Genomic DNA, 23,222 nt, shown 5'->3' with positions numbered 1-23,222 from the left:
GGTGTCGCTCTGGCGGTTTATGGTTCGCGTGACAATTCGCTGATCGGCAGTTGATCCTGCTTCACGTCGGGTGCCTGAGGCGAGCGCACTCTGTTCGCCACCCCAAACGGTACATGCACCATCGGCAGGTTTCCCGCTGGCGACTGCAGGTGCGTGCGCTGGTCGTCGAAAAACACATGCGGCTTCAATATCGACAACACCCTGGGCTTATCCATGCCGCCTAGGAAAAAGCACTCATCCGGGGACACGCCCCAATCCTTCAAGGTCGTCACCACCCGCTCATGCGAAGGCGCGTTGCGCGCCGTGACGATGGCAATGCGTAGAATCCGCTGGTACGTCGGGTCCTCGGCCAGCTTGCGGTCCTCCAGCATGCGTATCCGCGAAAGCTTGCGGTAAAGGTCTGCCAGTGGCCCCGGCGAATGCGGGGTGCCCTTGTGCATGCGCTCGTGTTCCTGGAAGTCGTCCAGGTTGTCGTTGCGCTTGTAAACACTCTCTGCCTCGTCGTCGGCAATCACGCCATCGAAGTCGAAGGCCACCCGCAGCTCGGTGTCGATTTCATCATCGTAGATGCGCGTAGGCAGTACACGCCCGGCAGGGTAGTTGGCGTCGATGGCCTTTTGCACATCTTCCTCGTTGGCGCTGAGAAACAGCGAGGCATTGAACGCCGGGATGTATTCGTAGGGCGAGCGGCCCGACATGAATGCCGCGCGGGTGATGTCCAGCTGATAGTGGCTGATGGAGCGGAACACCCGCAGGCCGGTTTCCGGCGAGTTGCGCGAGAGCAGCACCACTTCCACCGGCAACTGGTCGGGGAACGCCTTGTTGATGCTCAGGAAGCGGCGAATGAACGGGAGCGCCACCCCCCTGGGGAACGGCTCGTCCAGGTTCTGTTCCTGGTGCTGGCGGTAAGCCTCGACACCTTGTGTCTGGTAGATGTCATCGGAAACGGAGAGGTCGAACAGCGCACTCGAGGCAACGCCGATGACCAGTTTTTCTTCAATGGGGTAAGGCATGCAGCGGCTCCTGCGAGTGGCATGAAGGCAAGTGTACGCGCACGTTGTGACGAAAGCCGTCAATTGCGCGACTGATCAGTGGATCCGGTAGTGTCATTTTGATAGCTTCTCGCCCCTTACCGCAGTATCCGGACAGTGATTGATGAACCAGCTACATGAACACGGCACCCTGACTCCGCTTGCCGAGGCGAATGGGAACACGATGCACGAAAGCCACCTTGAGGCAGACGCGTCGGCCCAGCAGGCCACCGAGCACGAAGCACTGCTGGCCAGTATCGAGGCGCTGAACAAAAAGCTCGTGGCAACTACCCTGGCCCGTGTGCAGAAGGAAGGTGCGATCCACAAGCGTCTTGAGCAGTGCCAGCAGCAACTGGCCGCCAGCAATCAGGCTCGGGAAGGGCTGTCCATCACGGTGACCACGGCGCTGAAGAAGCTCGCGCTGGCAGCGAGCACCCAGGCAGACCGCGTGGACAGTGTGGAGGCGCGCTTGACCCGCCTGGCTGAGCGCCAATGTGAATGCACGTCGCAGTCAGCAGCCGGTTGGCCCGCGTATCTGGAGCGTCATGCCGTGTCGTTGGTTGCCTTGGCCGTGGCTGTGTTTACGCTGGGGCTGCATTTGCTCGGGTAGTGCAACTTCAAGGCTGCGCCGGGTTCAAGCGTTGAATTGCCAAAGCTTGAGGGTTGGCGACGTTCTTCGGCACCCCGTCGAAAAACGCCAGCACATTGTCGAAGGCGTCACCGAAGTACAGCTCGTAGCCGTTCTTCTCCACATACCCCAGGTGGGGCGTGCTGAGTACCCGTGGGTGGCGCAGCAGTGGATGGGCCGGGTCGAGTAACGGCTCGTCCTCATAAACATCCACCGCCGCGTAGCCCGGCCGCCCGGCATCCAATGCCTGCAGTAATGCGCCTGGTGCAATCAGTTCCGCGCGGCTGACGTTCACCAGCAAGGCGTCGGGCTTCATGTGGGACAGGTCGTCGAAGGTCACCCCATGGCGTGTCTGATCCGAAAGGCGCAGGTTCAGGCTGACAATATCCACCTCGGCAAAAAACGCCTCACGCGAGGCGGCAGCAGCGTGGCCATCGGCTTTGGCTGCGGCGCGGCTGTTGTCGCTGCCCCACACCAGCACGGGCATGTCGAAGGCCTGCGCATAACGCGCCAGGCGCTGGCCGATCTTGCCATAGCCCCAGATGCCCAGCGTCTGCCCGGCCAGCGCCTGGCCCAGGTTGACCTGCCATTGGCCTTGGCGGAAGGCATCAATGGCCGGCAGCAGTTGTCGGCGGGCATTGAGGATCAGCGCCCAGGCCAGTTCGGCAGGCGCTACCGGCGATCCGCGCCCCTCGGTCACGGCAATGCCGCGCGCGGTGCAGGCAGCCAGGTCGAGGTGGCTGGACACCTTGCCGGTCTGGCTGATCAGCTTGAGGTTGGGCAGGCGGTCGAGCAAGGCGGCGTCGATGCGTGTGCGTTCGCGGGTGAGTACCAGGGCGTCGGCATCGGCAAAACGTGCCGCAAGTTGTTCCAGCGTGGCAGGCGGGTGCTCATGAAGGACGCTGACATGATGCCCGCTCAGCTTGCCGAAGCAATCGAGCGTACGGATTACATCTTGGTAGTCGTCGGGAATGACAATGCGCATGGTGGTCTGGCCCGGGCGGTACAGGGAAGCGTCGAAGATAACCTAACGGGGGGAATCGGTGTCAGATCAGGCTGCAGTCGCTGCACATCAGCACCGGCCTCTGCCGCCCAGTGATGCAACCGCCATGCGTTGGCGGCCCTGTCGCGACACGAGGCCGGCTCTACTGGCCACCAGATAGCTGCTCCACCAGAAAATCCACAAACACCCGCACCCGTGCCGGCATCGCCGGGCCGCCGACGAACACCGCATGAATCGGTTCCCGATCACCCGGGTTGTAAGCCTCCAGCAACGGCACCAGTTGCCCGTTGGCCAGGTCATCGGCCACGGTAAAGGTGCCGATACGCGCCACGCCGGCGCCCAGCCTGGCCAGCTGCGCCAGCGCCTCGCCGCTGCTGCATTCGATATTCCCTTTCACCTTCAGTGAGAACGTATGCCCGTCGCGGTGAAACGGCCAGTCAGGCATCGCGCGGCGGAAGTTGAAGCGCAGGCAGTTGTGCCTGGCAAGGTCTTCAGGTTCAAGCGGGGTACCGTAGCGTTGCAGGTATTCTGGCGAGGCCACCACTACCTGGCCGGTCTCGCCAATGGCGCGAGCGCTCAACGAGCTGTCCGGCAGGTGACCGAAGCGCAGCGCCACGTCGGCCTGGCCGCCGAGTATGTCGGCCACCTCGTCGCTGAGGGTCAGGTCAACCAGCACTTGCGGGTAGCGTGCGCTGAAGGCCGCCAGCAGCGGCACTACGGTCAACCGGGCATGGCCCAGCGCAGCGCTGACCCGCAAGCGCCCGCGTGGCACGCCTTGGTCAGTGATGGCTTCTTCCACTTCGAGCATGTCCGCCAGCACCCGCCGTGCGCCGCGCAGGTAGGCCTCTCCCTCGGGGGTGAGAGTGAGCGCCCGGGTCGTGCGCAGCAGCAGGCGGGTACCCAGGCGCTGTTCGGTGCGGGCGAGAATGCGGCTGACCGCCGAGGGCGTCAGGCCTAGCGCTCGGGCGGCAGCAGACAGGCTGCCCGCTTGCGCCACCTTGACAAAAATCTCCATCTCGCCGGATCTGCCGCTGAAGTCCATTTGTGCCTCTCAAGCAAAGGTGGTTCGCAAAAATGCAGTCTAGTGCAGGTTTTAAACGGATCGTAGCATTTTCGGCATAGATAAGGAGCTTGCCATGCGTATCAATCCACCGCTTGTCGCACTCGCCATCGGTGCCTTCGGCATCGGCGTTACAGAGTTCGCCCCCATGGGCATGTTGCCCAGTATCGCTACCGACCTTGGCGTTTCCATTCCTGCTGCCGGGCTGCTGGTCAGTGCCTATGCCCTCGGCGTGCTGATCGGCGCGCCGCTGATGACCCTGGCCACGGTGAAGATCCCGCGCCGTTACCTGTTGATCGGGCTGATGGCCATTTTCACCTTGGGCAACCTGATGTCGGCCCTGGCCAGCGACTACGCCAGCCTGCTGGTCGCCCGCGTGGTCACTTCACTCAACCACGGCGCCTTTTTTGGCATCGGCTCGATCGTCGCGGCCAGTGTGGTGCCGCCGGCGAAGCGCGCCGGGGCCGTGGCTGCAATGTTCATGGGTTTGACCCTGGCCACCATCGGCGGCGTGCCGTTGGCGACCTGGTTGGGTGAAATGCTGGGTTGGCGCACGGCGTTCTGGGGTATTGCCGGGCTTGGCCTGGTGGCGATGACCACACTCTGGTACGCACTGCCCAATGTTGCGTCGCCCAAGGGCGAGGGTGCCATGGCCGAGATCCGTGTGCTGGGCCGCAGGCCGGTACTGGCGGCCTTGTTGCTGACCGTGGTGGGCTCCAGCGCAATGTTCACCGTGTTCACCTACATTGCGCCGATCCTGCAGCATGAAGCGGCGGCGTCCACCCCCTTCGTGACGGCGATGCTGGTGCTGTTCGGTGTCGGCCTGACCTTGGGCAACGTATGGGGCGGCAAGGCGGCGGACCGCTCGATCGATCGCACCCTGATCCTGTCACTGGCTGGGCTGATTGCCGTGCTGCTGGTGTTTCCGCTGGTACTGGACTGGCCGCTGCCGACCGCCCTGGCGATCCTGGTCTGGGGTGCGGCCAGCTTTGCCCTGGTGCCGCCGCTGCAAATGCGGGTCATGGAGGCGGCCAAGGATGCACCCAACCTGGCCTCGGCGGTGAACATTGGCGCGTTCAACCTGGGCAATGCGATCGGTGCGGCGCTGGGCGGCGCAGTGATCAATGCGGGGCTGGGCTACCCGGCGATTTCCCTGGCGGGGGCTGCGATGGCGGCGCTGGGGCTGGTACTGGTGCTGCTGTTTGCCTGGCGTGGGCGAGGGGGGCTAGCCGGGCGGCAGGTTGCGGTGTAACAGGTCGGAACCTTGGGGCGCCTTGCGCCCCTCGATACACTTCCTTGCGGGTACTACGGGGTACCGTTTCGGCCATGCAAGTGATAGGCAGGGCGCTCGCTCAGGCGCTCGTAGTAATCGCGCACCGCGGGCAGGTGTGGGTGCTCGAACGGCGTTTCAAACCAGCGGTTGACCGACAGGCCGATCGGGATGTCGGCCAGGGTGAACTGGCTGCCGGCCACATAGGCACCGGTGCTGGCCAACTGGCGGTCGAGGATGCGCATGTAGCGTGACCACTCGGCACAACCGGCAGCCAGTGCTTGCGGGTCCTGGTGAGCGGGCGAATGCCTGACCAGCGACATGAACGCGTAGCTCCATGAGCGGTTCAGGTCCGAGGCCTGCCAGTCGATCCACTGGTCGATCCGCGCCCGCGCCTGGGCCTCGCCGGGATAGAACGCGGTGGCGCCGTAGCGGCTGGCCAGGTAACGGATGATGCTATTGGATTCCCACAGGGTGAAGTCGCCGTCCTGGATCACCGGAATCATGGCGTTGGGGTTCAGCGCGAGGAACTCGGTGCTGTCAGTGGCCTTGAAGCCAGAACCCCAGTCTTCGCGCTCGAACGCGATCTCGAATTCGGCGCAGGCCCACAGGACTTTTCGCACATTGATGGAAGAGGCTCTTCCCAGTATCCGCAGCATGGTGTTCGTCCTTGTGTGGGGGAGGTTGATCGTCCGCCACTGCGGGGGGCGGGTCAAGGGGGCTGAGCGGTGGCTTGGCGCTCCCTGTACAGGGTTCTTGTAGTCCATTTCCTAAAGTCACCCTTTCCACCCCTTTGTCATTGTAATGGGGTAGGCAGCGGCCTAGCCTCGGCAAGCGCCTAACCTTGAGGAATGGACATGGACAGCGAAACGCCGAAAAACAGCAGCAAGCCCTATGTCGTGCAAGCCGCGAGCCGCTTTGGCAACAGCGATGCCGAACTGGTGCAAATGAAACCGCAACTGCCAATACGCACCGCACTGATGGAAGCTTCGGGCATCATGGGCTGCATCACCGAGATCACCCGCAAGGCCATCGACAGGCCTGAAGACCGCCAGGTGATGATGAAGGCCACGTACTACCTGGCCGGGATGGCCAAGTCACTGATCGACGGCCAGCTGCTGCAGTTACGTCAGGCGCGCGAAGGCGGGGGCGAAGCCTAGCCAGGCTTGCCTGGGGGGCGCGAACTTGGCACCCTTGGGCGGTTTTTATCGTCTGTAACACGACAGAAGGAAGCATGCATTGAGCTGGGACAAGGTGGGGAAGCTTCTCGTCGCCGTGCTGATCGGCCTGATGGTCCTGTTGGCCGCCTACGCGTTGCTCAGGGGCAATCCGCGCCTTGAGGCGTCACTGACCTATGCCTACCTCACTTACCCCAGCCAGTTCAGCGAGCGGATCAGCAAGGCCAGCGAGCAGCTCAAGTACGAGCAGTTGCAGGGGCGAATCAACGGTATCGTTCAAGGCCAGCTGGCCCATGATCAGGTCGAGCGGCTCATCGAAATGGCGCAGGCCCCTTATGCCCAGCTGTTCGCCAAGCCTTTCGAGGCCGGGCTGGTGGACCACCGTACCGGCCTGCTGATCGAACTGCACAACAGTGGTGATGCGCAGGTCCGGCAGGTGAAAATCCGCCTGCCAGCCAAGGGCCTGGTGCAGGTGCGCGATGCTGCCGGCAACGACACGCTGCTGGAAACCGCCATCGCCCAGGTTGATATCCCGGCCATCGAGCCAGGTGGCACCTGCAAGGTGTGGGTGTATTTCGATGCCGACTACTCGCAGATCCGCCATGGCGGGGTCAGTATCAGCCACGCCGACGGTGAGGCCCATGTGCAGGTGTACCGCGAGGTCATCGGTTTTCCGGCCATGGTAGCCCGTTACAGCCGTGAGCTGATGATACTGCTTGGCATACTGGCGGCCAGTGTACTGGCCTTGGCCTATGCCTGCCTGGCACGTCGTGCGCCGCGGTAAAACAGCCTGCAGAAAGGTGCGTGCATTCGTTCTGCAATCAAGGGTCATTTGCGCAAAACTCAACACGCCCCCGCAGACGACGCTCTATAGTGCTCGGCATGACGAAACCCCTACCGAGCCTGCCTGATGATCCCTTCTCTGGACGCCATTTTTTCTCGCCTGCGCCTTCGCCAGTTGCGCTTGCTGATCGAGCTGGACCGCTGTGGCTCGCTGCACAAGGCAGCTGAAGCCATGGCCATTTCCCAGCCCGGTGCCACCAAGGCCCTGCGCGAGGTCGAGGAGGTGCTGGGCGTACCGTTGTTCCAGCGAATGCCCAGCGGCCTGGTTGCCAACGACGTGGGCCGCTGCGTGGTGCGCTACGCGCGGCTGATCCACAGCGACCTGGGGCATCTGCGCGAAGAGGTGTTGGGCATCGTCCAAGGCCAGGGCGGGCGGCTGGCGGTGGGCAGTATCATGGGGGCTATGCCCACACTGGTCAGCGCCCTCGGGCGCTTGCGCCGCAAACAGCCGCAGCTGGCAGTGGAAATCGCCGAGAATACCAGCGCCAACCTGCTCGCCCAGCTGGACGAAGGGCGCCTGGACCTGGCCATCTGCCGGCCAGGGCTGGGCCGTAACGCGGCGGAATATGGCTTTGTCGAACTGGCCCAGGAGCCGTTGGCGGTGGTCGCGCATCCGCAGCATCCGCTGGCCGGGGCGGCGGCACTCAAGATCAGCGACCTTAGCCATTATCGCTGGGTGGTTTATCCGGCCAACATGCCCATGCGCCAAGCGCTGGAACGCGAGTTGAGCGAGGCGGGGGTGGAGGTGTCACGGTATCCACTGGAGACCTTTTCCACCTTCGCCACCTTCATGCTGCTTGAAGATGACCCGACGTTGGTGGCAGTCATTCCCCGTGCGGTGGCGGCCTTTGCCGAGCAGCGCGGGTTGCTGGTGTCGCTGGCGGTGCCGCTACGGGCGCTGAGCGAGCCGTTCGGCATCGTGCACCGGGTCGCGGCGCCGTTATCGCCTGCGGCACGATTGCTGGTGGAGGAACTGACGGCGGGTGAAGTGTGACGGTCCCCATTGATTTCCAGTCCGTTGCCGAAGCGCTGGCAGGGATAAGCGGCGGTTATCGGTGGATCAGTTCTTTTCATTATCGGTGGCCCTGTCCCGTCCTCTAAATTGCCCCGGCAGCGCCTGTCAGTCACCCTGTCACCCTGATTGCATCAAGGAGCAAACCAATGGATCTAGGCATCACCGGCCGCTGGGCCATCGTCTGCGCGGCCAGCCAAGGCCTTGGCAAAGGCTGCGCCGAAGCGTTGGGCAAAGAAGGCGTCAACCTGGTCATCAATGCCCGTACCCAAGCCACTCTGGAGCAGACCGCCAGCGAGTTGCGCAGGGCCTGCCCGGGCATCGAGGTCCATACCGTGGCAGGCGATGTTGCCGATCCCAAGGTGCGCCAGGCGCTGTTGGCGGCCTGCCCGCAGGTCGACATTCTGGTCAACAACGCCGGTGGCCCGCCACCGGGGGACTTCCGTGATTGGGGGCGTGATGACTGGCTGAAGGCGCTGGACGCCAACATGCTCACGCCCATCGAGCTGATCAAGGCGGTGGTAGATGGCATGGCCGAGCGTGGTTTTGGCCGGGTGGTGAATATCACCTCCGGCGCGGTGAAGGCACCGATCGACATGCTGGGTTTATCCAACGGTGCCCGCAGTGGCCTGACCGGATTCATTGCCGGCCTGGCCCGGCAGCAGCGCCTGGCGGGCCGCAATGTGACACTCAACAACCTGTTGCCTGGGGCGTTCGACACGGCGCGCCTGCAAAAGACCTTGAAGGCTGCGGGTGGTGATGTGGAAGTCACTGCCCAGGCGCGGCGCAAGGCCATTCCGGCGTCGCGTTTTGGCGATGCCGCGGAGTTTGGCGCGTATTGCGCATTTCTGTGCAGCGCGCATGCCGGGTACATCACCGGGCAGAACCTGCTGATCGATGGCGGGGCGTATCCGGGAACCTACTGACGCCGTTGGCGCTATTGCTTGCAGCCGCCTTCGCCCTCATGCAGCGCCAGGCTCTGGCGCAATTGTTCAATCATGGCCGCACGTAGCGCCTGCGGCGCCTGGATGCGGATCGACCCCGCCTGGGACAGCAGCCAGCCCATCAGCGCGCGGTTGTCGTCGACGGTGGCCACCAGCGCGGCGCCGCCGCCAGCCTGCGGCGTCAGTTGCATATCGACGGACAGGGGGGATTGCTCCAGGCGGCGGGCCAGCGCGTCATCGACCCAGGCATACAGTACGACGTGTGTCGGTGGGGCAAGTGCGTCGGGTTGCAGCTGCTGCGCTTCGCCCAGGCTCAAGCCCGGTTGCCAGTACCAGCCATAAGGCATGCCTTTACTGTTGCACTGTAGGGGGAACAGTGCGGCGAGCTCGACCAGGTCGCGCTCGACGGTGCGTTTGCTGGTGGTATGGCCCACGGTTGTCAGGGCAGCCTGCAACTGGGTGGAGCTCATTCCCGGGTGGCGGCCGGGCAGCAACTTGAGCAGTTGCCACTGGCGGGCGATGGTGTGGCGGGTCGGGTGGCTGGGCAAAGGCTCGTCCTTGAAGGCAGGCACCGAGCCTGCCTGGGTAGTGGCGTTTAGCTATTGCCTAGCATACCCCGTCACAAGATGGGATCCAAGTTGTGGCGTAAGGCCTCGGTCAAGTGGTGCGCCGCCAAGTCAACGACGAGCGTGTCGTTGTGGTAGTGGTAATCAGTTGGCAAGCGCGAATGCTGAGCGGTCTATCGAGCGGCCCAGCGCGTCAGGTGATGACCCGCTGCAACGCCTCGATAAACATCTCCTCCGCCCGGCTGAATCGCTGCTCTCTGTTCCACAGCAGGTGAATGTCCACATCGGCAATCCCTTCGTGCGGCGACAGCTTCCAAAGCAAGCCCGCGTCAACATCCGGTGCCACCACATGTTCGGGCAGGCAGCCGATGCCAAACCCGGCAATCACCAGTCGGCGCACTTCCTCAAGGCTTGGCGATGACGCCACGATACGCCCGGCAAACCCTTGTTGGTCGCGGAAAATGGTCAGCGGCGACAACATGCCGCCAATTTGGTCGCTGGTGAAACTGACAAAGTTCTCCCGCTGTAAATCGCCTTCGGCCTGACCGAACAAGGCATGGTGCTTGCCACAGAAGAATGCATATCGTTGGCGCAGAAACAGCCGCTGCTCCAGCCGTGGCTGTGCACGCCGGTTGAGGCTGAGGCCCGCTGTAGCGGTTTTCTCCTGCAGGGCGGCGACGATATCGGAGCTGCGCATCACGTCGATTTCCAGCTCGACCCTTGGGTGCTGGCGATGGAAGTTGGCCAGGAAGTCATCGAAACGTTCGCTGACGATGCGACTGATCATCAGCAGGCGCACTTTGCCCACCAGCTCGTCCGCCGGTTGCTCCAGCAAGCCGCCGATCTGCGACATCTGCCCGTACACCTCGCCAGCCAGCTGGAACAGCTGCTCGCCCATTTCTGTCAATACGAAGCGCGGTCCGCGACGGGCAATGAGCTGGCGGCCAAGCTGCTCTTCAAGGCGTTTGAGCGCCTGACTCACTGCCGGCTGGGTGAGGTGCAGGCGGGCGGCGGCACGGCTGATGGACAGCTCCTGGCCGATGACCCGGAAGGTGCGCAGCAGGTTCCAGTCGAGGCGGTCGTTGAGCAAGCGGTCAGGCATGGCAGGGCTCGATGATAAGCATGGCTAATAGTGCGCATAATAAATAGAAAATTGACTAATCATAGCCTCCGGCCGATAAATCGCAGTCATCGAAACCTGTTGGATCGACGTTGCCCCTCTTCGCGGGTGAATCCCCGCCTGCAGTGATCGCGCAGACCCTGTGGAAGCGGATTGTCCCGCTGAAAAGGCACCATCGAGTCAACAGGCCAAGCGCCAGCAGAGCGCCCCGTGACCCTTGCAACTCCTGCCAGAACAACAAGCAAAGGAGCCCCCATGAAGCCGACCGCTTCCGCTCAACCGCGTCGTGCCGCCGCCGCCGCATTCATCGGCACCATGATCGAGTGGTACGATTTCTACATCTACGCCACCGCCGCCGCGCTCGTCTTCGGTGCCTTGTTCTTCCCCTCCGACGACAGCCTGTTCAGCACCATGGCCGCGTTCGGTACCTTCGCCGTGGGCTTCTTCGCCCGGCCGCTTGGCGGCATCATCTTCGGTCACGTGGGCGACCGTATCGGTCGCAAGAAGTCGTTGGTCATCACCCTGCTGATGATGGGCATCGTCACTGTCTGCATCGGCCTGCTGCCGACTTACGCACAAATCGGCGCGGCCGCGCCGGTGCTGTTGATCCTGCTGCGCATCGTCCAGGGGATTGCCGTGGGCGGCGAGTGGGGCGGGGCGGTACTGATGGCCGGCGAGCATGCGCCCAGGGGCCGGCGCAACTTCTTCGCGTCGTTCGCCCAGTTGGGTAGCCCGGCGGGCCTTATCCTGTCGCTGCTGGCGTTTGGTGCGGTCACTCGTCTGCCTGAAGAGGCGCTGATGAGCTGGGGCTGGCGCGTGCCGTTCCTGGCCAGCGCACTGCTGCTACTGGTGGGGCTGGCTATTCGCCTGGGCGTGAATGAGTCGCCCGAATTCGTGGCCAGCCGCGAGCAGGCAGAAAAGGCCAGGTGCAAGGAGCAGGCTCCGGCCCTCGAGGTGCTGCGCACCGCCTGGCGCCCGCTGTTGCTGTGTATCGGCGCCAATACCCTGGGCATTGCCGGGGTCTACTTCACCAATACCTTCATGATCAGTTACACCACCCAGCAATTGCACCTGGAGCGCTCGTTGATTCTGGAATGCCTGTTCTTTGTGGCGATCATCCAGTTCTGTGTGCAGCCCCTGGCGGCCTGGCTGTCGGAGAAGATCGGTGCAACTCGCTTCCTGGCCCTGGTCGCCCTGCTGGCGATGGCCTCGCCCTACCCGATGTTTGTGCTGGTGAGCTCGGGCCACGGGCCCCTGATTGTGCTAGGGATCGCCCTGGCCGCTGCCTGCATGGCCTCTTTCTACGCGGTGATCGCCGGCTACGTCAGCGGCATGTTCGAAACCCGCGTGCGCTACACCGCCATTTCCCTGGCTTACCAGATCTGCGGCGCCCTTGCCGGCGGCCTGACCCCGCTGATCGGCACCTGGTTGGCCCACACCTTTAGTGGCCAGTGGTGGCCGATGGCAGTGTTCTACACCTTCATCGCCTCCCTTTCGCTGGTCTGCGTGCTTGCCCTGGCGCGCCAGTACGCCCGTAGCCAGCACCTGGAACTGGCCTGATCCGATTGACTCTGGAGTACCCGCACATGTTGAAAAGCAATGGCGAACGCCTGTGGGCGAGCCTGATAGCCATGGCCGAAATCGGCGCCACCGCCCGCGGCGGTAGCTGCCGCCTGGCGCTCAGCGACGAGGACAAGGCGGGCCGTGAACTGTTCAGCCACTGGTGCCGCGAAGCCGGCCTGACGCTGACGGTGGATGCCATAGGCAACCTGTTCGCCCGTCGTCCAGGTAGTGACCCGAATGCCGCACCGGTAATGATGGGCAGCCATCTCGACACTCAGCCCGAAGGCGGTCGTTTCGACGGTGTCTATGGCGTGCTGGCCGGGCTTGAAGTGGTGCGCCGCCTCAACGAGCTGAACATCCACACTCGCAAGCCGCTGGAAATTGCCGTGTGGACGAACGAGGAGGGCGCGCGCTTCACGCCGGCCATGTTTGGCTCGGCAGTGTTCACCGGCAGCCTCGCGCTGGCCGAAGCGCTGGCTATCCGCGATGCCGATGGCCTCAGCGTCGCCGACGAACTGCAGCGAACGGGCTTCGCCGGCCAGCGCCCTTTAGGTGGCCCGGTGGATGCCTATTTCGAAGCGCATATTGAGCAAGGTCCGATCCTTGAAGACAACGCCAAGGCCATTGGTGTCGTCAGCGGCGGGCAAGCGATTCGCTGGTTGGACGTCACGGTCGAAGGCATGGCGGCCCACGCGGGTACGACACCGATGCCCCTGCGCAAGGATGCCCTGTATGGCGCGGCGCGGATGATCCAGGCGGTCGAGCAGTTGGCAGCGGACTTCGCACCCGAAGGGCTGACCACTGTGGGCGAGTTGTCGATTGCCAAGTCCTCGCGCAACACCATTCCTGGCCTGCTGCGCTTTACGGTCGACTTGCGCCACCACTGCGATGAAGCCATCGAAGCCATGGAGCGCGACCTGAGCCTGAAGCTGCAAACCATTGCCAGCCAGCGCGGCCTGCAGGTACGCATCGAACGCCACTGGGTCAGCCCGGCCACGCCGTTCGACCCTGCATGTGTGGCTGCCGTGCAGCAGGCGGTGGACGAACTGGGCTACGCCCAGCAATCAATCGTCAGCGGTGCCGGTCACGATGCCATCCTGCTGGCCCGATACTGCCCGACGGCCATGGTGTTCATCCCCTGCGTCGGCGGCCTGAGCCACAACGAAGCCGAAGACGTATTACCCGACGATGCCCGACAGGGGGCCGATGTGCTGCTGAACGCCGTGTTGGCCCGTGCGGGCCGTGTCGAACAAGGAGAAGGCTGATGCGTTGCTACTTCCACCCCGAACAACTGCTGCACCACCCACGCAGTTACTACTCGCGCGGCGCCATGCGCACCCCGCAGGAAGTCCCCGAGCGCGCCCAGCGCCTGCTGAAGGCGGCCAAAGACCTGGGTTTCGACATCCGCCAGCCCGACGATGCCGGCCTTGAACCGCTAAAGGCCGTGCATGGTGAGGCCTACCTGGCCTTTCTCGATGAGGCCCATGCACGTTGGAAAGAAGTGCCCGAAGACTGGGGTGACGAGGTCATGTCCAACATTTTCGTGCGTGAGCCCAACGCTCTGCGCGGCATCCTCGCCCAGGCCGGCCGCTACCTGGCAGACGGTAGCTGCCCGGTGGGCGAACACACCTGGCACTCGGCCTATTGGTCGGCGCAAAGCGCGGTTGCAGCGGCCAAGGCCATCCTCGACGGGCAGCCCGCCGCCTATGCCTTGTGCCGACCACCGGGGCACCATGCGCGGTTCGATGCCGCTGGCGGCTTCTGCTACATCAACAACGCCGCCGTGGCCGCCCAGGCCCTGCGCAGCCGCTACAACCGTGTAGCGATCCTCGATACCGACATGCACCATGGACAAGGGATTCAGGAGATCTTCTACGATCGCCGTGATGTGCTGTATGTGTCGACCCATGGCGACCCGACCAACTTCTACCCGGGCGTGGCCGGGTTCGCGGACGAGCGTGGCAGGGGTGAGGGGGAGGGGTACAACCTCAACCTGCCGATGGCGCATGGGGCGAGCGAGGCGGACTTCATGGGGCAGCTGGAGGTTGCGCTGGCTGCAGTGACGGACTTTGGTGCCGAGGTACTGGTGCTGTCGCTGGGGTTCGATATCTACGAACTGGACCCGCAGAGCAAGGTGGCTGTGACCACTGCAGGGTTCGCTGCGTTGGGTGAGCGAATTCGGGCGTTGCGCTTGCCTTGCCTGATTGTCCAGGAGGGGGGCTATCACCTGGAGAGCCTGGAGGTGAATGCGCAGGCGTTCTTTGCTGAACAGGCGAACTGGCGATAAGTGCCAGAGGCCGGCATCGGTGGTTTGGCTGCCGGCCTTTTCGCGTCTGAACCCGTTCCCATGGGCGCTTTGCAGCTTTCGAGTTTTTGCCCGCCATCGATCGGGGTCGACCCCCCCTACATCCCACCCCGCCGCACGTGCTTCACCAACACCTTCTCCAACAACTCCCACATCGCCGGGTCCGTACTGAACGCCACGTTGAACCGCATCCACCCGGTCGCCTTGGCGTCGACCATGAACAACTGCCCAGGGCCTAGCATGATGCCTTTCTCCAGCGCATCGTCCAGCAACGCGGCACTGTCGGGAATCGCCGGGTGGCGGGTCCAGATGTACATACCTTCATCCGATTCGGTGAACAGTTCGAAGCCCAATCGATGCAGATGCCGGCCAACTTCCTGATGCGCCTCGGCCAGGCGCTGGCGCAGGCGCTTGAGGTGCTTGCGCCAGCGCCCGTCGATGATCGCCGCATACACCACGCGCTCCATCACCTGTGAGGTGGTCAGGCCTGAGCGCATCTTCAGGTGCAGCAGTTTTTGCATCAGCTCGGGGTTGGCCAGCATGTAGCCGACCCGCACGTTGGGCGAAATGCTCTTGGAGTAGCTGCCCACGTACACCACCTGCTGCAGATGGTCGAGGCTGGCCAGGCATGGCTGCGGCTCGGCGACCATGTCGGCGTACAGGTTGTTTTCCACCAGGCGGAAGCCATGCTGGCTGGCAAGCTGCAGCAGGCGGTGCAACTGCGGCAGCGGGGTGCGCGAGCACGTCGGGCTGTGCAGGTGCGGCTGGGTGAAGAACGCCGTCGGGCGGTGGTGGGTGAGCAGTTGCTCCAGCTGGTTCAGGTCGTAGCCGGCCGGTGTACGTGGCACGCCCACCAGGGTTGCGCCTTGGGTGCGCAGGATGCTCATGAGGTTCGGGTAGCCGGGGTCGTCCACCAGCACCACATCGCCTGGGCGCACCAGTGTGCGTGCGGCCAGGTCCAGCGCCTGGCTGGCGCCGTGGGTGAGCATCAGCTGTGCCGGGTTGGCGACGATCGACAGCTCTTGTTGCAGGTTCTGTGCGGTCAGCGCACGCAGCTCCATCAGGCCCATGGGGTCGCCGTACCCCGACAACTCCAGCGGGCTGCCGGCCACCTGGCGCAGGCCGCGGCGCAGGCCGTCTTCGTACATCCAGTCGTTGGGCAGCCAGCCGCACCCCGGTTTGTACGGCAACTGGCGGATTTCAAAAATCTGCTGCAGGTACCACTCGGAGTTGAACGTTGGTCGACTGGTGTCGGCCTCGGTGTTGTGCTGCTCCAGCAGTTCGCCCGCCGCACGGTTGACGAAGAACCCCGCATTGCCACGGCTCACCAGCAGCCCTTGGGCGACCAGGCGGTCGTAGGCCTCGACCACGGTGAAGGTACTCACCGAATAGCTTGCGGCAAAGGCGCGAATCGACGGGACCTTGGCGCCTGGCTTGAGGGTTTGGTTGTCGATCAGCTCGCGCAGCCCATCGATGATCTGGTTGACCAGCGGGGTTGAGGAGTCTGGATGTAATTCGAACATTCGGGGCCTTCAGGGTGCGTATCGCCTGGCGTCTGCAGGGTGTACTGCATGGGCGACCTATACAGTGCAGTGCGAGATTCATGCCACTGTGCATGGCTCTCTGCGTCGGACATTTTTACATTAGGTGTCGGATATCGCCACATAAAGCATGTTCAGTTCGCCTCAGGCAGTCGCCCTGGGGCGCGTCAGCAGGCCGCCATGGAAGGCCTGCGTGTGTAATTCACACCATCCTGCCCGCATTAGCACTGATGTACAGGTGAAATCGCCAGCCATCGGGATTTCACAGTTTTCCTTGGATAAGAAGAAGCACGGGGTACACAACTGATGGACGCAACATCCACAACCACCACCGCGAAAAGCGGGCACGAGAGCAAGCTCAGTGCCTCGCTGAAGTCGCGCCACCTGACGATGATGTCGATCGCCGGGGTTATCGGCGGCGCCTTGTTCGTCGGTTCCGGCAGCGTGATCCACAGTGCCGGCCCAGCCGCTGTCCTGGCCTACCTGGCAGGCGGCATCCTGGTGGTGCTGATCATGCGCATGCTGGGTGAAATGGCGACTTCCTCGCCTGACACCGGCTCGTTCTCAACCTACGCCGACCGCGCCATTGGCCGTTGGGCCGGTTTCACCATTGGCTGGCTGTACTGGTGGTACTGGGTCATCCTCATGGCCTGGGAAGCCTATGTGGCGGGCAAGATCCTGCATGGCTTCTTCCCCGACGTCAGCGTCAACGTGTTCGTGCTGGCCACGACCTTGTTGCTGATCACCGTCAACTTCTTCAACGTCAAGCACTACGGTGAGTTCGAGTTCTGGTTCGCCTTGATCAAGGTGATTGCGATCGTCTGCTTCCTGATCGTGTGTACGGCTGCCGTGATGAACATCTGGCAGTTCGGTGAAGTGCGTGGCATCAGCCACCTCACCGCCGAAGGCTTCATGCCCAATGGCATCACCACTGTGATCGGTGCCTTGCTCGGGGTGATGTTCGCCTTCCTCGGCGCCGAAATCGTCACCATCGCCGCTTCCGAAGCCAAAGACCCGGCTGCGCAGATCGTCAAGGCCACCAACTCGGTGGTCTGGCGTGTGTGCCTGTTCTACGTCGGCTCGATCTTCCTGATCGTCTGCCTGGTACCGTGGAACGACCCGCACCTGGGTGTTTCTGGCTATGGCGCTTACCGCCGTACCCTGGAACTGCTGGGCGTGCCGTATGCCGAGCTGCTGATGAACTTCGTGGTGCTGACTTCGGTGAGCAGCTGCCTGATCTCGGGCCACTACACCGCATCGCGCATGCTGTTCTCCCTGGCCCAGCGTGGCGACGCGCCGTCGTTCTTCAAGATCACCCGCGCCGGTACCGGTGTACCGGTGTACGCGATCATGGGTTCGTGCGCCGTGGCCGTGGTGTGTGCATTGATCAACTTCAGCGAGACCCTGCGCCCGAAAGACGTGCTGGACACCCTGATGAACACCACCGGCATGATCGCCCTGCTGGTGTACTTGGTCATCGCCTTCTCGCAGCTGCGCATGCGCCGCAAGCTGATTGCCGAGGGCAAGGAAGTACGCCTGAAGATGTGGCTGTTCCCGTGGCTGACCTACCTGGTGATCGCGTTCATCGTGGCTGCCCTGGTCACCATGGCCTTCATGCCTGACTACCAGATTCTGGTCATTTCCACCGGTATCGCTGCGGCGGTCGTGGTGGCGATGGGTGTGGTGCACCAGATCCGCTCTGGTAGCAAGCAGCACTAAGCGTCACTCGCGTCTGGAAACGGCCGGCTCCCTTGGGGACCCGGCCGTTTCGCGTTGTTGGGCCTGGGCTTTTTCTGCGGGCATGTGGAAACGCTGGTTCATCCACGGTGAACCGAGCAGGGCGGCCGCAGCGATCAGGGCCAGGATGGCGAGGGCGATGTAGGTCTTCACGGGCGTGCGCATGCAAGGACTGACTTCAAGCACAGGTGATCAGTTCCGGCGTAATCCGTTCGCAACCGTCCCGCCGGGCGACAGATGGCATATGCTAGGCACATAGTCCGCCCAAAGGAGCCGCACATGGCCTGGTCCGCCAACCAGTATTCCCTGTTCGAAGACGAACGCACACGCGCCGTACGCGACCTGATTGCCGCCATCCCGCCACGGCCGGTGCGCCACGCCACCGACCTGGGGTGCGGCCCCGGTAACTCGACCGAAGTGCTGCTGCAACGTTACCCCGATGCCCAGGTGACGGCGCTGGACAGCGACCCGGACATGATCGACAAAGCCCGTGAGCGCAAGCGGCTGTGCATCCCGCGTGTGCGCACGGTCATTGCCGACATTGCCGGCTGGACTGCCCCCGAGCCGCAGGACCTGATCCTGGCCAATGCCTCGCTGCAATGGGTACCTGACCACGCCTTGCTGTATCCGCACCTGGTGCGCCAGCTCAGCGAAGGCGCCAGCCTGGCTGTGCAGACCCCGGACAACCTCGACGAGCCGGCCCACCGGCAGTTGCGCGAGATCGCAAGCCAAGGCCCCTGGGCGGCGAAGTTCGCCGACTTGCAGCTGCCGCCACGGCACAACGCGGCGTTCTACTACGACTTGCTCAGCCCGCTGTGCGCGCGGGTGGACGTGTGGCGCACCACCTATCATCACCCGTTGGTGGGGGGCGCCGAAGCGGTAGTGGAATGGTTCAAGGGCTCGGCGTTGCGGCCTTATCTGGCCAGGCTTGATGAGCAGGAGCAGGCCGACTTCCTGCAGATGTACCTGCAGGCCATGCAGCGCTACTATCCGCCGGCCTCTGATGGCAAGGTCCTGTTGCCCTTCCCGCGGTTGTTCGTGATCGCTACCCGCTAGGGCGACGCCAGCGCCAGGCCACGTAGCTGTAGATGCCGAGGTTCAGCGCCAGCACGAGGGTGCCCAGCAGCAGCTGGATCTGCGGGGTCAGGCCGGCGGGGTAGATCAGTGGCCAGACGTAGTGCTCGACGAAGCTGCCCTGGTAACCTGCGTCACCGGCGGCATTGCGCATGCGGTTTTCCCAGGTGGTGAGCGGGCAACCCAGGTGCAGGCACTCCACCGCCAGGCCCCAGGCCAGGGCCGGCAAGTGCAGCAACAGGGCAGGGCGCCAGCGCAGCACCAGCAGCCCGCCGAACAGCACCAGCAGGATGAAGGCCAGGTGCAGCAGCACCAGGGTGTCGGCGGCAAGGCGGTAGAGCATGGGTTGGGTGCCCAGGGATTGGGGTTATCCCAGCATAGTCGGGTTGCCTGATCTGGCTCCTTCGCAGGGTCGTCCGCTCCCACGGCATCCCCACAGATTCCGGATGCCGCGCAGGACCTGTGGGAGCGGGCGAGCCCGCGAAAAGGCCAGCACAGGCCTAGACTCCTTCCTCGACCATCTGCAGGAAAGTCGCCACCACCCGGCGCGTACGCTGCTCGCTCAGGCACACCAGGGTCTCGGTCAAATGCCGCTGACAATCGACGATCGGCAATGCACACACCCGCGCATCGGCACCGAACTCCGCCGCCGACACCACGCCCACGCCAATGCCTACCACCACCGCTTCACGCGCTGCTTCCCGGCCTTCCACCTGGATCGCTGCGCGTATCCGCAGGCCGGCACGTTGCATCTCTTCTTCCAGCGTTTGCCGCGTCACCGAGCCGGGCTCGCGCAGCACCAGTGGCGTGTCGTCCAGGTCGGCCAGGCTGATCGAGCCACGGCTGGCCCATGGGTGGTGGTGGGAAACGAACGCCACCATCGGGTCACGACGCAGCGGCAGGCAATGCAGGCGCTCATCGTCGACATCCCGCCCCAGCAGGGCCAGGTCGGCCTGATAGCTGAACAGCCGCGCCAGCGATTCGTCGGTATTGCCCGTTTCGATCTTCACCTGGATACCCGGATAACGCTGGCAGAAGCGGGCGATCTGCGGCAGCACGTGCACCGGCGCATCCACTGCCAGCACCAGGCTGCCGGTCTGCAGCGCACGCGAGTCGTGCAGCAGTTCCTGGGCTTCGGCCTCGCAGGCGAACAGGCGCTGGCTGATGCCCAGCAGCCGCTCGCCAAGGTCGGTGAGCTGCACCGAGCGTTTGTTGCGGTGGAACAGCAATACGCCGAAGCGCTCCTCCAGTTTGCGCACCTGGTCGGACACCGCAGGCTGGGTAAGAAACAGCTTTTCGGCGGCGCGGGTAAAGCTGCCGTGCACGGCCACCGCGTGGAAAGCCTTGAGTTGAGCGTGGGACACCGACATGACGACCTCAGTAACAAGCTGGGCTTATGTGTGTAATACGATAAATCGATTTTATTTATCTTACAGCAACTGTTTCCATGGATTTCAGCCCGACGCTGGCACCACGAATGCCGCCAGGGCCATGGCGCTCACACGGCGCCACCTGACCCGATGACAGCCTCGTCATCGCTGTGCGTAACACAAGAACAAGACAGGCGTTTCTTCACATTCTGCCGGCACACTTGAGCAAGAGGTCAGACTTACATGAATCAATCCCTAGCCGCGTTCAAACGCTGGCGCATCCAGATTTTCGCCATCACCTGGCTGGCTTACGCCGCCTTCTACTTCACCCGCAAAGCCTTCTCGGTGGCCAAGCTGGGCATCGCCGAAGACCCAGGCTTCATGCTCGACAAGGCCGCCATGGCCAACCTGGATGCCATCTACCTGGCCGCCTATGCCGTGGGCCAATTCACCTGGGGCATGCTTGCCGACCGCTTTGGCCCGCGCGTGGTCGTGTTGGGCGGGTTGCTGATTTCTGCGGCGGCGGCAGTGGTGATGGGCAGTTACGCAACTTTCCCGATCTTCGCTACCTGCATGCTGGTACAGGGCCTGGCGCAATCCACCGGCTGGGCCGGCTTGTGCAAGAACATCGGCAGCTTCTTCCCGGCTTCGCAGCGCGGGCGGGTGCTGGGCCTGTGGAGTTCCTGCTATGCCTTCGGCGGCCTGGTGGCCTCGCCGTTCGCGGGCTGGTGGGCCTACACCCTGGTGGGCACCTGGCACGCGGCGTTCTTCTCCAGCGCGGCAGTGGTGGCGCTGGTGGCGGTGCTGTTCTTCTTCCTGCAGCGCAACAAACCCGAGGACGTCGGCTTGCCGGCGGTTGAGCCCGAGCCGCAAAGCATGGCCCCGGCCGGCAACCTGTGCAGCGTGTGGGCACCCCTGAGGGAGATCCTGCGCAACCGCACGGTGTTGACCCTGGGCCTGGCGTACTTCCTGCTGAAGCCGGCGCGCTACGCCATCTTGCTGTGGGGCCCTGTGATCGTCTTCGAGCAGATGCCCTCGGTGGGCAAAGTGGGCGCGGCAATCATCCCGACTGCTTTCGAACTGGCCGGGCTGCTTGGCCCGATCATGATCGGCCTGGCCTCGGACAAACTGTTTGGCGCCCGGCGCATGCCGGCCTGCGTGATCAGCCTGGTGCTGCTGACCGTGACACTGGCGTTGTTCATGGCGGCCATGAACACCGGCAGCGTGCTGCTGGTGGTGGCCTTGCTGTTCGTCATGGGCCTGACCCTGTACGGGCCGGACTCGATGATCAGCGGCGCTGCAGCCATCGACTTCGGCACCGCCAAGGCCGGCGCCACCGCAGCAGGTTTCGTCAACGGCTGTGGCTCGGTGGGCGCGGTGCTGGGTGGGCTGCTGCCGGGTTACTTCGACGGCGTCACGGTGTTCATCGTGTTCGCGGGCTGCGCGCTGTTCTCGGCGCTGGTGTTGCTGCCGCACTGGAACAGCCGCCCGGCCAGCAGTGCGCAAGGCACCGACGTGGCACCGAACACCAGCATGGCAATCAAGCCACTGCGTACTTAAAGGAAAGCGAGCGAATGAGACCCTTCTGGCTGCAACAGGCCCTGGATTCGGCGCAGGAGGCGGTATGCCCGCCGCTGCAAGGCGATACCCGTTGCGATGTGTGCATTGTCGGCGGTGGGTACACCGGCCTGTGGACGGCGCTGATGCTCAAGGAAGCGGTACCGGCCCTGGATGTGGTGCTGATCGAGGCCGACATCTGTGGTGCCGGTGCCAGCGGCCGCAATGGGGGCTGTGCGTTGTCCTGGTCGGCCAAGTACTTCACCCTCGAACGCCTGTTTGGGGGGGCGGAGGCGGTGCGGCTGGTGCGCGAGTCGGAGCGCAGCATCACAGACATCGGGGTGTTCTGCGCGGCCAATGGCATCGACTGCGACTTCCGCCTGGATGGCACGCTGTACACGGCCACCAACGCAGCCCAGGTCGGTGCCACCGACGCGGTGATCGCCGCGCTGGAGCACAAGGGCATCAACTCGTTCCGCCGCTTGCCGCTGGAGCAGGTGCAGCGCCTGGCCGGTTCGGCACGGCACCTGGAGGGCTGGTTCTCGCCGGCCGCCGCCACCGTGCAGCCGGGCAAACTGGTGCGCGGCCTGCGCCGCGTGGCCTTGCAGCGCGGCGTGCGCCTCTACGAAGGCACCGCCATGACCGGCCTGGAACACGGCGCCCCGGTGCAGGTACGCACGGCCCACGGCACGCTGCGCGCCGACCGTGTAGTGCTGGGCCTCAATGCCTGGATGGCGCGCGTCTTCCCGCAGTTCGAGCGCAGTGTGGCGATCGTTTCCAGCGACATGGTCATTACCGAACCGTGCCCCGAACTGCTGCGCCAGATCGGCCTGGACAGCGGGATCAGCGTGCTCGACTCGCGTATTTTCGTGCACTACTACCACAACACCTCCGATGGCCGGCTGATGCTCGGCAAGGGCGGCAACACGTTTGCCTATGGCGGGCGCATGTTGCCGGTGTTCGACCAGCCGTCGCCGTATCGGCGGTTGCTGCGCGAAAGCCTTGGCGGCTTTTTCCCGGCCTTGGCCGAGGTGCCACTGGCGGCCAGCTGGAACGGGCCGTCTGATCGATCAGTAACCGGCCTGCCGTTCTTTGGTCGGTTGGATGGGCAGGGCAACGTGTTCTATGGCTTTGGTTACTCCGGCAGCGGTGTTGGCCCGTGCCACATGGGCGGGCAGATTCTTTCCTCGCTGGCGCTGGGGCTGGACAACCCGTGGACCCGGTCGCCGCTGGTCAAAGGGCCGCTGGGGCTGTTCCCGCCCGAGCCGATCCGCTACCTGGGCTCGCTGATGGTGCGCAATGCCATCCGCCGCAAGGAGCAGGCCGAAGATCGTGGTGTGCGCCCGCGAAGGCTGGACGTGCGGTTGGCGCGGTTTGCCGCAGCGGCGGGCAAGGCCGATAAAGGCTGATGAGATTTCTT

The 23,222-nt window shown here is 63.8% G+C and carries 23 protein-coding genes; 13 read left to right on the top strand and 10 right to left on the bottom strand.

The window, feature by feature from the left end; all coding sequences use genetic code 11:
- Positions 1-17 precede the first annotated feature (17 nt).
- Entirely contained in the window at positions 18-1,013 is a 996-nt protein-coding gene (locus tag ACI7M0_RS16425; protein WP_104962043.1) for a 5'-nucleotidase, read from the bottom strand.
- A gap of 142 nt (positions 1,014-1,155) precedes the next feature.
- On the opposite strand from ACI7M0_RS16425, the gene ACI7M0_RS16420 reads away from it, so the two are divergent.
- Entirely contained in the window at positions 1,156-1,641 is a 486-nt protein-coding gene (locus tag ACI7M0_RS16420) for a hypothetical protein (protein ID WP_104962042.1), read from the top strand.
- Between the two features lie 7 nt (positions 1,642-1,648).
- Here ACI7M0_RS16420 and ACI7M0_RS16415 read toward each other — a convergent pair whose 3' ends face one another.
- Positions 1,649-2,644, bottom strand: a complete 996-nt coding sequence (locus tag ACI7M0_RS16415; RefSeq protein WP_129931933.1) for a D-2-hydroxyacid dehydrogenase family protein — start codon at positions 2,642-2,644, stop codon at positions 1,649-1,651.
- Positions 2,645-2,804: 160 nt separating this feature from the next.
- Entirely contained in the window at positions 2,805-3,704 is a 900-nt protein-coding gene (locus ACI7M0_RS16410) for a LysR substrate-binding domain-containing protein (RefSeq protein WP_020189921.1), read from the bottom strand.
- Positions 3,705-3,798: 94 nt separating this feature from the next.
- Here ACI7M0_RS16410 and ACI7M0_RS16405 point away from each other — a divergent pair, with 94 nt between their 5' ends.
- Complete coding sequence (locus ACI7M0_RS16405; protein WP_129931934.1) at positions 3,799-4,974, top strand: MFS transporter; 1,176 nt, start codon at positions 3,799-3,801, stop codon at positions 4,972-4,974.
- Between the two features lie 53 nt (positions 4,975-5,027).
- Here ACI7M0_RS16405 and ACI7M0_RS16400 read toward each other — a convergent pair whose 3' ends face one another.
- A complete protein-coding gene (locus tag ACI7M0_RS16400) occupies positions 5,028-5,651 on the bottom strand; it encodes a glutathione S-transferase family protein (RefSeq protein ID WP_010953466.1) in 624 nt (207 codons plus the stop codon).
- A 198-nt stretch (positions 5,652-5,849) separates the two neighbouring features.
- On the opposite strand from ACI7M0_RS16400, the gene ACI7M0_RS16395 reads away from it, so the two are divergent.
- The 4 genes from ACI7M0_RS16395 (at position 5,850) to ACI7M0_RS16380 (ending at position 8,951) form a co-directional block, all read left to right on the top strand.
- Positions 5,850-6,152: a DUF3077 domain-containing protein gene (locus ACI7M0_RS16395; protein WP_129931935.1), complete on the top strand. Its 303-nt coding sequence runs from the start codon at positions 5,850-5,852 to the stop codon at positions 6,150-6,152.
- A gap of 79 nt (positions 6,153-6,231) precedes the next feature.
- Positions 6,232-6,954, top strand: a complete 723-nt coding sequence (locus tag ACI7M0_RS16390; RefSeq protein ID WP_010953468.1) for a hypothetical protein — start codon at positions 6,232-6,234, stop codon at positions 6,952-6,954.
- 126 nt (positions 6,955-7,080) lie between these two features.
- Positions 7,081-8,007, top strand: coding sequence for a LysR family transcriptional regulator (locus ACI7M0_RS16385; RefSeq protein WP_020189917.1), 927 nt, complete (start codon positions 7,081-7,083; stop codon positions 8,005-8,007).
- 167 nt (positions 8,008-8,174) lie between these two features.
- Positions 8,175-8,951 (top strand): SDR family oxidoreductase, encoded by a 777-nt coding sequence (locus ACI7M0_RS16380; protein WP_129931936.1) that lies wholly within the window; start codon positions 8,175-8,177, stop codon positions 8,949-8,951.
- 11 nt (positions 8,952-8,962) lie between these two features.
- Here ACI7M0_RS16380 and ACI7M0_RS16375 read toward each other — a convergent pair whose 3' ends face one another.
- Positions 8,963-9,517: a WYL domain-containing protein gene (locus ACI7M0_RS16375; protein WP_041167176.1), complete on the bottom strand. Its 555-nt coding sequence runs from the start codon at positions 9,515-9,517 to the stop codon at positions 8,963-8,965.
- A 211-nt stretch (positions 9,518-9,728) separates the two neighbouring features.
- Positions 9,729-10,637 (bottom strand): LysR family transcriptional regulator, encoded by a 909-nt coding sequence (locus tag ACI7M0_RS16370; protein WP_014591500.1) that lies wholly within the window; start codon positions 10,635-10,637, stop codon positions 9,729-9,731.
- Positions 10,638-10,910: 273 nt separating this feature from the next.
- On the opposite strand from ACI7M0_RS16370, the gene ACI7M0_RS16365 reads away from it, so the two are divergent.
- The 3 genes from ACI7M0_RS16365 to ACI7M0_RS16355 are packed head-to-tail and all read left to right on the top strand — an operon-like array spanning position 10,911 to position 14,505.
- Positions 10,911-12,215 carry an MFS transporter gene (locus tag ACI7M0_RS16365; protein WP_129931937.1) on the top strand — a complete coding sequence of 435 codons (1,305 nt, stop codon included), beginning with the start codon at positions 10,911-10,913 and terminating at the stop codon, positions 12,213-12,215.
- A 26-nt stretch (positions 12,216-12,241) separates the two neighbouring features.
- Positions 12,242-13,483 carry a Zn-dependent hydrolase gene (locus ACI7M0_RS16360; protein ID WP_064490796.1) on the top strand — a complete coding sequence of 414 codons (1,242 nt, stop codon included), beginning with the start codon at positions 12,242-12,244 and terminating at the stop codon, positions 13,481-13,483.
- Positions 13,483-14,505, top strand: a complete 1,023-nt coding sequence (locus ACI7M0_RS16355) for a histone deacetylase family protein (protein WP_129931938.1) — start codon at positions 13,483-13,485, stop codon at positions 14,503-14,505. Before ACI7M0_RS16360 ends, ACI7M0_RS16355 begins: the two co-directional genes overlap by 1 nt.
- 116 nt (positions 14,506-14,621) lie before the next feature.
- On the opposite strand, the gene ACI7M0_RS16350 is transcribed toward ACI7M0_RS16355, so the two are convergent.
- The gene (locus tag ACI7M0_RS16350) at positions 14,622-16,046 is read right to left on the bottom strand and encodes a PLP-dependent aminotransferase family protein (RefSeq protein ID WP_014591496.1); all 1,425 of its coding nucleotides are present in this window, start codon (positions 16,044-16,046) and stop codon (positions 14,622-14,624) included.
- Between the two features lie 324 nt (positions 16,047-16,370).
- Between ACI7M0_RS16350 and ACI7M0_RS16345 the strand changes: the two genes are divergently transcribed.
- Positions 16,371-17,783 (top strand): amino acid permease, encoded by a 1,413-nt coding sequence (locus ACI7M0_RS16345; protein WP_004575400.1) that lies wholly within the window; start codon positions 16,371-16,373, stop codon positions 17,781-17,783.
- A gap of 3 nt (positions 17,784-17,786) precedes the next feature.
- On the opposite strand, the gene ACI7M0_RS16340 is transcribed toward ACI7M0_RS16345, so the two are convergent.
- Positions 17,787-17,966, bottom strand: a complete 180-nt coding sequence (locus ACI7M0_RS16340) for a hypothetical protein (protein WP_004575401.1) — start codon at positions 17,964-17,966, stop codon at positions 17,787-17,789.
- 114 nt (positions 17,967-18,080) lie between these two features.
- Between ACI7M0_RS16340 and tam the strand changes: the two genes are divergently transcribed.
- The gene (gene tam / locus ACI7M0_RS16335) at positions 18,081-18,857 is read left to right on the top strand and encodes a trans-aconitate 2-methyltransferase (RefSeq protein WP_129931939.1); all 777 of its coding nucleotides are present in this window, start codon (positions 18,081-18,083) and stop codon (positions 18,855-18,857) included.
- On the opposite strand, the gene ACI7M0_RS16330 is transcribed toward tam, so the two are convergent.
- Entirely contained in the window at positions 18,847-19,218 is a 372-nt protein-coding gene (locus ACI7M0_RS16330) for a DUF2784 domain-containing protein (RefSeq protein ID WP_003250774.1), read from the bottom strand. The two genes, tam and ACI7M0_RS16330, sit on opposite strands and share 11 nt — an antisense overlap.
- A gap of 157 nt (positions 19,219-19,375) precedes the next feature.
- The gene (locus ACI7M0_RS16325) at positions 19,376-20,245 is read right to left on the bottom strand and encodes a LysR substrate-binding domain-containing protein (protein WP_020193277.1); all 870 of its coding nucleotides are present in this window, start codon (positions 20,243-20,245) and stop codon (positions 19,376-19,378) included.
- A gap of 243 nt (positions 20,246-20,488) precedes the next feature.
- On the opposite strand from ACI7M0_RS16325, the gene ACI7M0_RS16320 reads away from it, so the two are divergent.
- Complete coding sequence (locus ACI7M0_RS16320) at positions 20,489-21,805, top strand: MFS transporter (RefSeq protein ID WP_129931940.1); 1,317 nt, start codon at positions 20,489-20,491, stop codon at positions 21,803-21,805.
- Positions 21,806-21,819: 14 nt separating this feature from the next.
- A complete protein-coding gene (locus tag ACI7M0_RS16315; RefSeq protein WP_064490790.1) occupies positions 21,820-23,211 on the top strand; it encodes an FAD-dependent oxidoreductase in 1,392 nt (463 codons plus the stop codon).
- Positions 23,212-23,222: the final 11 nt, after the last annotated feature.

It is taken from the genome of Pseudomonas sp. 10(2024), assembly GCF_045164175.1.
GTDB lineage: Bacteria > Pseudomonadota > Gammaproteobacteria > Pseudomonadales > Pseudomonadaceae > Aquipseudomonas > Aquipseudomonas alloputida.
The sequence above is the reverse complement of the archived record's forward strand: the minus strand, read 5'-3'. Positions and strand labels throughout refer to the sequence as shown.